Here is a 12738-nt window from a genome sequence, read left to right on the forward strand (position 1 = left end):
GGTTCGCCCGGCCCCGGCTCGGCGCGGATCTGACACAATGCCCTCCGAAAAGGGGGTGTGCAGAATGTCGACAGCCACCGAATTCGCACAGACACGGCCCGCGGATCAGCTCGACGAGCTGATCTCGGCTCTAGGTGCAGGTCGCGGGGGTGATCCGGGGATCGCCGAACAGCTCGCGACAGCGGCGGCGAGCCGTCGTCGTCCGCTGCACATCCAGATCACGGGGCGTGCGCTCAGCGGGCGCACGACCGTGATGGCCGCGCTGGCGTTGTTGTCGGCGCAGGAGACCGCGCCCGTCGATCAACCCGAACTGCCCGATCCCGTCCTCGACGGCGATCTGGTCATCTATGTACTGGCCGGTGCGCCGCAGGCCGCCGACTACCGCCTGCTCGCCACCGTGCCGCCGGGTCGCGGGGTGGTGGTGCTCAACAAGGCCGACGCGGTGGGCGCGCGCTGGGGTGAGGCCGTGGCCGCGGCGCAGCGGCACGCACAGGAACTCGGGATGCCGATCGTGCCGATCATCGCCTCGGTCGCCGCCCGCACGAGGGCGGGAGCGGTGAGCGCCGCCGATCTGAGCGATCTGCGCAGGCTCGCGGTCGGCCCCGATGTGCCCTCGGTACTCGCGGCCGATCTGTTCATCGGCGACGGCTCCGACCAGGAAGCTCGTCGGCGGCTGATCGCCAACTGGGACCTCTACGGTGTGGACTGCGCGCTGACGGCTCTGCGCGCCGACCCGGATCTGCCCGCGTCGGCGATCATCCAGATCCTGCACTCGGCCAGCGGGATCGATCCGCTGCACAAGCTGGTCCACCGCCGGTACGAGCAGGTGGAAGCGGTACGTGGCGGCGAACTGCTCGACGAGCTGACCCGGCTGGCCGCCCGCGCGGTCCCCGGCGACGGCGGACGCGCCCGCGAACTGATCGAGCACTATCTCGCCGGCGACGAAGCGCTCTGGGCCGGCTTGTGCGCCGGATTGGCCTGCCCGCAGGTCTCGCATCTGGCCGCCGGCTATCCGTCGCCCGCGCCCGGCGACGCCGACGAAGCGCTCGCGCGCGCCACCCGCTGGCGTGCCGTCGTGTCCAGCGACATGCCGCCCGCCGCCCGGCGCGCCGCGCTGCGCGTCCACAACGGCTATGTCAGAGCCTGGGAGCGGATGTCCAGTGCAGGCCTCTGAGGTCCCGTCCGACCGAGGAACGGCCGATGATCCCGGCGCCCTCCCGCCTGCGGTGGTCGCGGTGATCGACCGGTGGAACCCGCAGGGCGGCGCGCTACTGCGGGCGATGGCCGAGGCGGGCGAGGGCGCCAGCATCACCTTCTACGCCGCCGACGACGCCAACACCACCCTCCTTCGCACCGAACTCGCCCGCTTCGAACCTCATATCGACCTGGCCGACCCGGCGGCGCTCACCCCCGAGAACGAACCCGCCGCGGCCCTCATCCTCTTCGACGCGGGCAGTGTCCTCGGCGCCGACATGTTCGCCCTGATCGATCGGCTCCGCGCTGCCGACCAGCGAATCCTGCTCGCCATGAACGGCTTTCACGCCTATCAGGACTGGCGCGCGACCCGCGTCCGCAACCTCGAACTGCTCGCCGCGCGCGGCATCACCGACCTGGACATCGTCGCCGTCTCGGCCCGGCTGGCCGCCGCGGCCCGCGCGACCGACGACTCGGCGCTGCTCGATCGCTCCGGCGTGGCCGGCCTGCACGCCACCCTCGCCGCGGCCACCGCGCGGCGCCCGACCGACGGCGCCCAGCGTCGAACCGCCGTCCGCACCCGCGTACTCGCCGACACCAGGGCGAGAATCGACGAACAGATCACCGCGCTGCGCTCCGGCACCGACACCGAGCGGATCAGAGAGGAGCGCATCGGACTGGTCGCCGAGCGCGACGGCGGCCGCCAGACCGGCCTGGCCGCCGTGCGCAGCCAGGTCCAGCTCTCCCGCGTGGATCTGACCACCGAGCTCGGCGCCATGGTGCGCGCCCTGCACACCCGTTCCCGCGCCGAACTCGACCGCTGCGACCGCGCCGAACTGCGCGCCTATCCCCAGCGCCTGCAGCAGGCCGCCGGTGAACTGTCGGCCTCGGTCGACGCTGTCATCGACGAACGGGTGATCGAAGCCGCCCGCCGGATCGGCACGACCGCTCCGACCACTCGTCGCCGTGATCCGGCCCCGCGGGTGGGTCCCGATCCCGACAAGAGACACCGGGGTGTCGAAGATCACCTCATGATCGCGCTCGGCGCGTCGGCGGGTGTCGGGCTCGGCAGGTTGGTCGTGGCGCCGCTGTCGCTGGTGCCGACTCTCGACGTGGCGAGCGTCCCGGTGACCTTGCTGCTCGGCGCGGGCGCGGCCGCCTGGGTCGTGCGCGCCCGCGGTCAACTCGCCGAGCGCAATCACATTGCCCAGTGGGTCTCCGAAGCGCTGGTGAATATCAAAGCCCAGCTCGAACAGCGTGTCGCCGCGGTGCTGGTGGATATCGAGGCCGAATTGGCCGAGCACGTGGTCCGGGAATCGACCGCGCGGGCGATCGCCGTCGACCGGCGTGTCACCGAACTCGACGCGCTCGCGCGCAGGCTCGTCGCGGAGCGTCCGGCACAGCTGACCGCCTGTGAGCGCGACATCGCCACCCTCGATCGACTGTGAGCGCGGGATTGACCGATACACCTGTGGGTACCTGTAATGGAGCCCGATGCCATATCGGTCGTCATATCGCGTTAACCTGGAGGCAGGAACCTGGGCGTCCGCTCTTGCCAGTCGATGCGCGGCCACCGTCCGTGTACGGCCTTCCTAGCCGTCTATCGGGGTTGTGCGACGGTTGGTCACTGCGGACGCCTTACCCGCCCATGGTGGCGATCGATGGATCGAACAACCGCCCATCTCAGGAGAGTTTTCATGACCTCAGCGACCATTCCTGGTCTTCGTGGATCCGACGGCAAGGCGCCGACCGAGCACAGTGAACTGCTCGCCTGGGTACAGGAAGTCGCAGAGCTCACTCAGCCCGATCGCGTGGTCTGGGCCGATGGCTCCGACGCGGAATGGGATCGCCTGACCACTCAGCTGGTCGAGGCAGGCACCTTCAAGCAGCTGGACGAGAAGAAGAAGCCGAACTCCTTCCTCGCGCTGTCCGATCCCTCCGATGTGGCTCGCGTCGAATCGCGCACCTACATCTGTTCCGCCACCGAGGCCGATGCGGGCCCGACCAACAACTGGGTCGACCCCGCCGAGATGCGCGCCACCATGACCGAGCTGTACCGCGGCTCGATGAAGGGCCGCACCATGTACGTGGTGCCGTTCTGCATGGGCCCGCTCGGCGCCGAGGACCCCAAGCTGGGCGTGGAGATCACCGACTCCGAGTACGTGGTCGTCTCGATGCGCGTGATGACCCGCATGGGCGCCGCCGCGCTGGAGAAGCTGGGCACCGACCGCCCGTTCGTGAAGGCGCTGCACTCCGTGGGCGCGCCGCTCGCCGAGGGCCAGGCCGACGTGCCGTGGCCGTGCAGCGACACCAAGTACATCACCCACTTCCCCGAGGACCGTGAGATCTGGTCCTTCGGTTCCGGCTACGGCGGCAACGCGCTGCTCGGCAAGAAGTGCTACTCGCTGCGCATCGCCTCGGCGATGGCCCACGACGAGGGCTGGCTGGCCGAGCACATGCTGATCCTCAAGCTGATCTCGCCCGAGAACAAGAACTACTACGTCGCCGCCGCGTTCCCGAGCGCCTGTGGCAAGACCAACCTCGCGATGATCCAGCCGACCATCCCGGGCTGGCGCGCGGAGACCCTGGGCGACGACATCGCCTGGATGCGTTTCGGCAAGGACGGCCAGCTCTACGCCGTGAACCCGGAGTTCGGCTTCTTCGGCGTCGCGCCGGGCACCAACCACAGCTCCAACCCCAACGCGATGGCCACCATCGACGCGGGCAACACCGTCTACACCAACGTCGCCCAGACCGACGACAACGATGTGTGGTGGGAGGGTCTCGAAGGCGACCCGCAGCACCTGATCGACTGGAAGGGCAACGACTGGACCCCCGAGTCGGAGGGCCACGCCGCGCACCCGAACTCGCGCTACTGCACCCCGATGTCGCAGTGCCCGACCCTGGCGCCGGAGTGGGACGACCCGCAGGGCGTGCCGATCTCGGCCATCCTGTTCGGCGGTCGCCGCAAGACCACCGTTCCGCTGGTGACCGAGTCGTTCGGCTGGGAGCACGGCGTGTTCATGGGCGCCACGATGGGCTCCGAGCAGACCGCCGCCGCCGAGGGCAAGGTCGGCACCGTGCGCCGCGACCCGATGGCGATGCTGCCGTTCCTCGGCTACCACGTGGGCGACTACCTCAACCACTGGATCGACCTCGGCAAGAACGCCGACTCGAACAAGCTGCCGAAGATCTTCTACGTCAACTGGTTCCGTCGTGGCGACGACGGCCGCTTCCTGTGGCCCGGATTCGGTGAGAACTCCCGCGTGCTGGAGTGGATCGTCGGCCGCATCGAGGGTCGCTCGGGCGCCACGGCCACCGCGGTCGGCAACGTGCCTTCGGCTGCCGATCTCGACCTGGACGGCCTCGACGTGGTCGCCGCCGACGTCGACGAGGCACTCTCGGTGAACGCCGACGAGTGGCGCAAGGAGATCCCGTCGATCGAGGAATGGTTCGAGTTCGTCGGCGACAAGCTGCCTTCGGGCGTGCGCGACGAGTTCGAGGCCCTCAAGGAGCGCCTGGGCTAGTCGCCCGAGCAGTCCCGAATGCGCACGCACGCCAACGCGTGCGCATCACACTGCTAGTCGCCCGAGCAGTCCAGAATGCGCACGCACACCAAGGCGTGCGCATCACACTGCTAGTCGCCCGCAAACACTGAACCGCCCGTACCGAATCGGTACGGGCGGTTCTGTTCGTCCGGGTTCGTCGGACGATTTCCGCGGTCTCTTTCTGGGTACATCTTTCGGTGTCAGAGAGTCGCGTGAGGCGGCAGCGTTACCTTCGCCTATATTTCCTCTCGAGCTGATACCCCTGCGAGACTCCTGCACCGCCATGCGGTCAACGACGAGATCGACGCTGAGAGGTGGTTTGACGCATGACCGATCTGGTGACCGGATTCGAGGCCGACACCTATTCGAGCACGCCCATGCAGCGCGTAGCGGGCCGGCTGGAACGAGTCCTGCCCCCGGGCTGGCGCGTCGAGGTCGTCGATCTACCTGCCCGGGGTGAGGTGGCCGCCCAACCGGTTCTCCGGGTCCATATGCCGGACCTCTGAGCCGACTACTCGGCGGTCCAGCACGGATTACTCGGCGGTCCAACCCATCGGCATCAGGACGGACTTCTGTTCGCAGAACGCGTCGAGGCCCTCCGGGCCGTTCTCGCGGCCGATACCCGAGTTCTTGTAGCCGCCGAACGGTGCCGTCGGGTCGAAGGCGTACCAGTTGATCGCGAAGGTGCCGGTGCGAATCCGGGCCGCGACCTCGACGCCGTGCTCGATATCGGTGGTCCACACCGAACCGGCGAGACCGTAATCGGAGTCGTTGGCGATGGCGATGGCCTCGTCCTCGGTCTCGTACGGGATCACCGAGAGCACCGGGCCGAAGATCTCCTCCTGGGCGATGGTGCTGGCGTTGTCTACGTCGGCGAAGATCGTCGGCTCCACGAACCACCCGCGCTCCACGCCTTCGGGCCTGCCGCCGCCGAGCACCAGTCGAGCGCCCTCGGCCTTGCCCTTGGCGATGTAGCCCTCCACGCGATCGCGCTGCTTTTCGCTGATCAGGGGGCCGAGCTGGGTCGCGGGATCGGTCGGATCGCCGGTCTGCATGGTCTTGACGTGCGCGACCAGCGCGTCGACGATCTCGTCATAGCGACTGCGCGGCGCGAGAATTCGCGTCTGCGCGACGCAGCCCTGCCCACTGTTCATCAGCCCGGAGAACGCGAGCACGGGAATGCTCGCGGCCAGGTCGACGTCGGGCAGCACGATCGCGGCCGACTTACCGCCGAGCTCCAGCGATACGGTCTTGAGCTGCTCACCGGCCAGCGCGGCCAGCTTCCTGCCGACGGGGGTGCTGCCGGTGAAGGTCACCTTGTCGACGCCGGGGTGGCTCGCGAGATACTCGCTGGCCTCGGCCTCGGCGGGCAGCACCGAGAGCACGCCGTCGGGCAGGCCCGCTTCGGTGAACAGGTCGGCGAGGATATTCGCGGTCAGCGGAGTCAGCGGCGACGGCTTGAGCACCACCGTGCAGCCGGCCAGCAGCGCGGGTCCGAGCTTGTTCGCGGCGAGGAACAACGGGACGTTCCATGCGGTGATCGCGGCGACGACACCGCGCGGTTCCCGTGAGACACGCGAGGTTCCGAACAGGCCGACTCGAGTCTCGTTCCAGGCGAACGTCTTCGCGAGCTCGGCGAGTGCGTCCAATGCCGCGACGGCCGGAATCTGGTTGAGTGTCAAGGCGGCTAACGGCGGCGCACCCATCTCCGCGGTGAGCGCGGCGACCAATTCTGGCGAACGCTGCTCGATCAGCCGGGCAACCTTGGTGAGTACCTCGGCTCGTTCCAGTGGGGGCGTCGATGGCCACGGCCCGCTGTCGAACGCGTCGCGCGCCGCGGCGACCGCCGCGTCGACATCGGCGTTCGTTACCGCGGGCACGCTGCCGACGGTCTCCTCCGTTGCCGGGGAGACTACCGAAATGCGGTCACTACCGGCCGGGGTGGTCCACTTCCCGCCGATGAACAGACTGTCGTAGTGCATGAGAACACGTTACAGTTTTGCGGGCGAATTGTCTGCAACCTGTTCTAATTCGCTGTGGCGCAACGACTGTGAAGATTGCGAATTCCAACCTGTCGGTTCGCTTTTCGGGGAAACGCACTATTGCGTTCCGGTGGTGAAAAGGGGATGCTTTAGCTACTGATCAGCTCGCTCGATTCATCGGACATTAACAGCGAATTGGGGAGACCGACTCATGGCTGTGCAAGTGATCGGCCGATCGTTGATGACCAGCGACCAGACCGACCATCAAGCGAAAAGTGTGGGCAGTGGCGGATGGGTTGTCTCATTCCTGCCGGGCCGCACACTCACGATCGAGCAGGCGACTGCCGCTATCCAGGCCGCTGAGGCGGTCGCGATGGTCGGCGCGCTGGCCGATCAGGTCGGCCTGACCACATTGGAGACCGTAGGCCTGGCGATTCAGGAGTCGCCGTGGGTCAGGGTGTTGCCCGAGCCGATGCGGAGGTCGCGGCGCTTGAGCTGGCTGGCGTGATCACGCTTTGGTGGCAACCACGACCAAGTTGCTGACCAGTAGCTCTCGGATCACCGGAACTCGGACGAGCCACCAGGCCCAGCGCGGGTGATAACGCGGAAAAATAGTGCGCACATCGGCTGATGTCGTTGCCGCCCAGCGCAACCCATCCGCTGCCGTCACCGTGAACAGTGATCGGCCGAACCTGTTCTTGGGTTCGTGTCCGTGCTTGCGCCGGTATCGGCGCGCCGCGTACTCGCCACCGAGGTAGTGCCAGAGGCCGGTTTCGTGACCACCGAAAGGCCCGTGCCACACCGTGTACGAGTACACGATGAGGCCGCCTGGCTTGGTCACCCGCACCATCTCGTCGGCCATCAGCCACGGCTGCGGCACGTGCTCGGCGACGTTGGAGGAGAAGCAGACGTCGAAGGCGTTGTCGCGGAACGGCAATGCCATCCCCGATCCGCGCACCGAACCCGACACCCGCAGTCCGGCCGCGTGCATCTCCGACGGGTCCGGCTCCACCGAGACGTAGCGCGCGCCCACCGCGGTGAACTCGTCGGCGAAGTACCCGGGGCCGCCGCCGACGTCGAGGATCACGGTGCCGGTGAGGTCGCGGCCGGTGATGTCGGCGTAGAAGTCGCCGATCAGCTCGGCGCTGTCGGTGGCGATGCCGCCGTAGAAGCGGGCCGGGTCGGACTGCTCGAAGCGGAAGCTGGTGAGCAGGCGCAGCGAGCGGCGCAGGCTCGCCCGGCGCGCGAACCTGGATCGGTCACGTCGCGCGACGGGCTGCTCGGTTCTCGGCATGGTGGCGGTCGACACGGGCTGGAGTTTATGGGCAGACCCTTCGGTCGCGGCTGGTGGTGGGTGGGTTGGGTCGGTGGGTTTGGGTCGGGCGGTGTGAACGGGGTGGGGTTCGGCGCGGTTGAGTGGGGGCGGTCGGTGAGGGTTTGGGGTGGGGTTCGGTGCGGGTGAGGGGGTGTGGCCGGTGAGGGGTTGGGGTGGATCGCGCGGTTTGGGCGGACACTGTCGATCCTTCCGTGTTACGCAGAGCACACCCGCTAGGGTGGGGTCCGACGTTTGTCTTCCTCCGAACCGATTGCGAGCCCCGACCGTGCGTGAAGTCCTCCTACTCTGCTGGCGTGACACCGGGCACCCACAGGGTGGCGGCAGCGAGCGGTATCTGGAGCAGGTCGGCGCGCAGCTGGCCGCGCGCGGCATCAAGGTCACCCTGCGTACGGCCGGGTATCCGGGCGCTCCCGAGCGCGAGCGGATCGATGGGATCGACATCAGTCGCGCGGGTGGGCGCTTTACCGTCTACCCCCGTGCGCTGGCCGCCATCGTGGCTGGTCGGCTCGGTTTCGGTCCGCTGCGCGGCCTGCGCCCCGACGTCGTGATCGACACCCAGAACGGGATCCCCTTCTTCGCCACGGCCACGGGCGTGCCCTCGGTGGTGCTGGTGCATCACGGGCACCGTGAGCAGTGGCCGGTCGCCGGTCGCCTGGTCGGGCGGATCGGCTGGTGGATCGAATCCACGCTGTCCCCGCGCGTGCACCGCGATAATCAGTACCTCACCGTGTCGCTGCCCTCCGCCGAGGAGCTGTCGGTGCTCGGGGTGGGCCGTGAGCGCATCGCCGTGGTCCGCAACGGTGCCGAACCGGTCCCCGCCGAGGTCGTCCCCGGCGACGACGACACCCGCGCCACGCACCCGCGCGTCGCGGTGCTGTCGCGCCTTGTCCCGCACAAGCAGATCGAAGACGCCCTCACCGCCGTGGCCCACCTGCGCGAACGCTTCCCCGACGTGCACCTCGACGTCATCGGCGACGGCTGGTGGGCCCCCAACCTGCGCGCCTGCGCCGACGACCTCGGCATCGCCGACGCTGTCACCTTCCACGGGCACGTCGACGAACGCCGCAAGCACGAGATCCTCTCGACCGCCTGGGTCCACGTGATGCCCTCGCGCAAGGAAGGCTGGGGCCTGGCCGTCATCGAAGCCGCCCAGCACGGCGTTCCCACCATCGGCTACCGCAGCTCTCGCGGCCTCACCGACTCGATCGTCGACGGCGTCACCGGCCTCCTGGTCGACGACGCGCCCGCGCTCGCCTCAGCCGCCGCCGACCTCCTCGCCGATCCCGAGATCAGACTGGTGATGGGCGAAAAAGCCCGAGCCCGCGCCAACGAGTTCTCCTGGGAGCAGACCGGCGCCGGAGTACACACGGTTCTCGCCGCCGCGGCTCGCGGAGAACGGGTCTCCGGGTTGGTCGCGTCGCGCGACTGAGCGCGACGATTCTCAGCAGCGCTAAGTGACGCTCCGGCTCGCCGGACGACGCTCCAGTGGTGTGCGGTAGGGGCGTAGCGCGGCGGCGATCAGTCCTGCGAGCAGGAGTCCGGCCCAGAGAAGGTGGGCTGCGGCGGAGATTCTGCGTTGGGCCGGGGTGGCGGTGTCGAGGGAGGCGGGGGAGGGGACTCGGTACAGGGAGAGGTTGGAGTCCTGGTATTCGAGTTCGGCTGTGGCAAGCGTGTTATCGGAGGTGCCGAGGGGGCCGGGAGTGGTGCGTTCGATGAGGATCCAGCCGACGCCGAGGGCTGCCAGGTCTGCGGCCGGGGCGCCTCGGAGCAGCGCTTCCTCGACTGTGCGGGCGCGGTTGCCTTCGCCGGTGACCGCGTAGCCGCGGACGCGGAGTTCGCCGGTTTGTAGGACGTCGTGGGGGAGAATCCGCGGCGCGGGGTCGAGGACGGGAGCTGTTCCGCTGTAAGGGAATCGGCGGAACATCCCCCCGGGGAGTACGGCTATGTCACCGGGGGCATCGATATGGTCGATGACCTGCTGCCAGCCCGCGGGGTAGTGGACGGGACGCATCGCGCCGCTGACTCCCCAGGCCAGGTCGGCCATGGGGAGGGCGATGAGAAGTATGAAAAGCGCTGCGGTCAGCAGTCGGCGGCTCGCCGCGGCGACGGTTCGACACGCGGCCGCGGCGCACAGCGCGTACGCGGGCATCGCCAAGGCGACGTACTTCTGCGTATCCCGCAGCAGCCCGGCCCCCGGAACATGCACCATCAACCATTCCCCGGCCCCGAGCCCCCAACTGGTCGCGCCGAGGGCGGGCAGCACGATCGCCACCGCCGCGATCACCAGCAGTGCCCGCCCGTCACGGCTGAGCGCCCACACCGCCCGCACTCCGAGGGCGACGATGCTGAGTAGCAAGAGCGTGCCGATCAGGGCGAGCGGAGTCGTGCGGCTCGCCGGTACCGCCTCGCCGTTCCAGATCCCACCGAGCCCGGCGAGGCTGCCGAGCGTGCCGAGCCACGGTTCGGCACGGGCCGCGAACGCCGAGACCCCGGCCGGGTCCGACGGCTCGGCCCCCGATCCGAGCGCGGTCGCGGTCAGCCAGGGCGCGCAGGTGGCGACCCAGAGAACAGTGGCGGGGAGAAGAGCCCGCCGCCCGATCAGCGCCAGCCCGATCACAGCGGCCAGCAACGAACCGGTCGGCGTCAACCCGGCCGCGGCGAAACTCGCGGTCAGCGCGGCCCACCCCCCGAGCGAGCCGAAGCGTTGGGTCGTACTGGATTCTGTTGCACCCGTGGCTGTTCTGATACGCGCGGCGGCCAGCGCGGTCCACGGGAGGGCGGCGTAGCCGGCGAGCAGACTCCAGTGACCCTGCAGAAGTCGTTCGGCGACATACGGATTCCACAACGCGAGCGTCGCGGCGACCAATTGTGCTCCGGTAGAGGCGGAGACGAATCGCCGGGCGAGGACCGCCGCGCCGTATCCGGCCGACCACAGCGCGACGATCAGGATCGCCTTCACGAGAATCCCGCCGTCGACAACCGGCGAGAACACCGCGAGCAAGGCGTCTTGCGGAACGGCGCGTGGTGCGGCGGCGCCCAAGCCGAGTGCCGAATCGGTGAGGTACGAGCGCGGGGTACTCACCGCGTCCCGCAGCAGCAGATAGCCTGATCCGGCCAATGGTCCGACGATGATCATCGTGAGTAGAGCGCAGTATCCGGCCACCATGGCCCTTGCACGCCCGCTACTCATCACGTCCACGCACCTTACGTCCCGTCGCGCGTCGCCGTGGCCGGGGTCGTATCGGCGCTGTTCGGGGCGGAATCGCTCGAGGTGAGTCCGCTCGGACTCACATTTTCGGGGTAGGCGTGATGGCGAACACAGGCAGGTGCGACGATGAGGCGTGTCCTCAGTCCGCCGCCCTCCCGTTGTCGCCGACCTGACCTGGGTGACGGCTGGCGCGATGACCGCCAACGTCGCCGGCTACCTGCTGCAACTGCTGGCGGCGAGCTGGTTGGGGGTCGAGGGGTACAGCGAGTTCGCGAGCCTGCTCGCGGTGCAGTTGTTGTGCGCGGTCCCCGCCCTGGCCATGCAGAACGTGGTCGCCCGAGAGGTGGTGCGCGGGGCGTCGCTGCGGGCCGTGCGGGCGATGATGTGGCGGTGCGCGGCGATGGTCGCCGCGGTCGCGGTGGTGCTGATTCCGGTGGTGGCCGGCGTGCTGAACGTCGGAGTGTGGGCCGCGGCCGCTGCGCTCGGTGCGGCACCCGCGTTGGTGATCCTCTCCGGTGAACAGGGAATCCTGCAGGGCGGCAACCACTTCCGTGCGCTTGCGACGGTACTCGCGATGGCCGGTACGGCCCGGGTGGTGCCCGCGCTGCTCGCGCTCGCGCTGGGCGGCGGTGCCGCCGGTGCGCTGTGGGCGGGTGCGGCGGGCATCGTCGGCGCGGCGATCGTCGCTGGTCGAATCGCTCGTTCGACGGCCTCGACCGAGGGCAGCGGCGGCGGTGAGGACAGCCGAGAATCGGCCGCCGTCGGCGTCGTGCCGGTGCTGCGTGCTGTCCAGGTGCAAGCGGCGCTGATGGCACTGTCCTCGGTCGACCTGATCGTGGTCCGCATCGTCCTCGACGAGGTCGACGCGAGCCGCTATTCGCTGGGCACCATCGCCACCAAGATCGCGTTCTGGCTGCCGCAAGCAGTCGGCGTTGTGCTGTATCCCCGCATGGCCAAGCCCACCCAGTCGGCCCGTGCGATCCGCGACGCGCTCTCGGTGTTATCGGTGATCGGCGTCGTCGCGGTGATCGGCGCCGCTTTGGCCGCCCCCCTTGCCCCCCTGTTCGCCGGTGCCGATTACGCGCCCATTCAGGGTCTGCTGTGGCTGTTCGCCCTGCACGGCGCGATCCTGGCGGTACTACAGGGTGCCCTGCTCTCCGCGATCGCCGTCGAACGCACCGCCCTGGCGGCCGTCACCTGGATCGGCCTGGCCATCGAGATAACCCTGATGTTGGCCTTCGCCCGCACCATCGAATCCCTGATCGGCACAGCCGTCTCCGTAGCCGCCGTCACCACCACGATCGTCGCCGTCGTGGTCCTACGAGCCGCCCGCACCACACCCCGAGCCGCGGAATGCCCCGAAGTGCCCCTGTCCGGCGCGACGCGCCCTGACCTGGACTGAGAGCGCCCAGGTAGCCCACCCGCCCCGACGTCTCCCCGCAGAGAACAACGGCCCCGGTCAATGACCGG

Annotated in this window: 10 protein-coding genes; 7 read left to right on the forward strand and 3 right to left on the reverse strand. The window is 69.0% G+C overall.

The features are described 5' to 3' along the window. The first annotated feature begins 64 nt into the window (after positions 1-64). The 4 genes from NS1_RS23185 to NS1_RS23200 all read left to right on the forward strand — a co-directional run bounded on the left by NS1_RS23185 (position 65) and on the right by NS1_RS23200 (position 5248). Positions 65-1174, forward strand: a complete 1110-nt coding sequence (locus tag NS1_RS23185; protein WP_062987707.1) for a hypothetical protein — start codon at positions 65-67, stop codon at positions 1172-1174. Next, positions 1161-2642, forward strand: a complete 1482-nt coding sequence (locus tag NS1_RS23190; RefSeq protein WP_062987709.1) for a hypothetical protein — start codon at positions 1161-1163, stop codon at positions 2640-2642. The genes NS1_RS23185 and NS1_RS23190 overlap by 14 nt, the downstream gene beginning before the upstream one ends. 249 nt (positions 2643-2891) lie before the next feature. Beyond that, positions 2892-4721: a phosphoenolpyruvate carboxykinase (GTP) gene (locus tag NS1_RS23195; protein WP_056823705.1), complete on the forward strand. Its 1830-nt coding sequence runs from the start codon at positions 2892-2894 to the stop codon at positions 4719-4721. 347 nt (positions 4722-5068) lie between these two features. Further along, positions 5069-5248 carry a hypothetical protein gene (locus NS1_RS23200; RefSeq protein ID WP_062987711.1) on the forward strand — a complete coding sequence of 60 codons (180 nt, stop codon included), beginning with the start codon at positions 5069-5071 and terminating at the stop codon, positions 5246-5248. Between the two features lie 27 nt (positions 5249-5275). Here the strand turns inward: NS1_RS23200 and NS1_RS23205 are convergent, their stop codons facing one another. Next, a complete protein-coding gene (locus NS1_RS23205; protein WP_056823700.1) occupies positions 5276-6724 on the reverse strand; it encodes an aldehyde dehydrogenase in 1449 nt (482 codons plus the stop codon). 211 nt (positions 6725-6935) lie between these two features. Between NS1_RS23205 and NS1_RS23210 the strand changes: the two genes are divergently transcribed. Continuing rightward, positions 6936-7232, forward strand: a complete 297-nt coding sequence (locus tag NS1_RS23210) for a hypothetical protein (RefSeq protein ID WP_056823697.1) — start codon at positions 6936-6938, stop codon at positions 7230-7232. On the opposite strand, the gene NS1_RS23215 is transcribed toward NS1_RS23210, so the two are convergent. Beyond that, complete coding sequence (locus tag NS1_RS23215) at positions 7233-8018, reverse strand: class I SAM-dependent methyltransferase (protein WP_062987831.1); 786 nt, start codon at positions 8016-8018, stop codon at positions 7233-7235. Positions 8019-8325: 307 nt separating this feature from the next. Here NS1_RS23215 and NS1_RS23220 point away from each other — a divergent pair, with 307 nt between their 5' ends. Next, positions 8326-9489 (forward strand): glycosyltransferase family 4 protein, encoded by a 1164-nt coding sequence (locus tag NS1_RS23220; RefSeq protein WP_062987713.1) that lies wholly within the window; start codon positions 8326-8328, stop codon positions 9487-9489. 21 nt (positions 9490-9510) lie between these two features. Here the strand turns inward: NS1_RS23220 and NS1_RS23225 are convergent, their stop codons facing one another. Further along, on the reverse strand, positions 9511-11250 hold the full coding sequence (locus tag NS1_RS23225) for an MmpA family trehalose lipid delivery protein (RefSeq protein WP_062987833.1): 1740 nt from the start codon (positions 11248-11250) through the stop codon (positions 9511-9513). 211 nt (positions 11251-11461) lie between these two features. Here NS1_RS23225 and NS1_RS23230 point away from each other — a divergent pair, with 211 nt between their 5' ends. Next, on the forward strand, positions 11462-12670 hold the full coding sequence (locus tag NS1_RS23230) for a hypothetical protein (protein ID WP_062987715.1): 1209 nt from the start codon (positions 11462-11464) through the stop codon (positions 12668-12670). Positions 12671-12738 lie beyond the last annotated feature (68 nt).

Origin of the sequence: Nocardia salmonicida NBRC 13393, from assembly GCF_001613085.1 — a bacterium.
GTDB lineage: Bacteria > Actinomycetota > Actinomycetes > Mycobacteriales > Mycobacteriaceae > Nocardia > Nocardia salmonicida.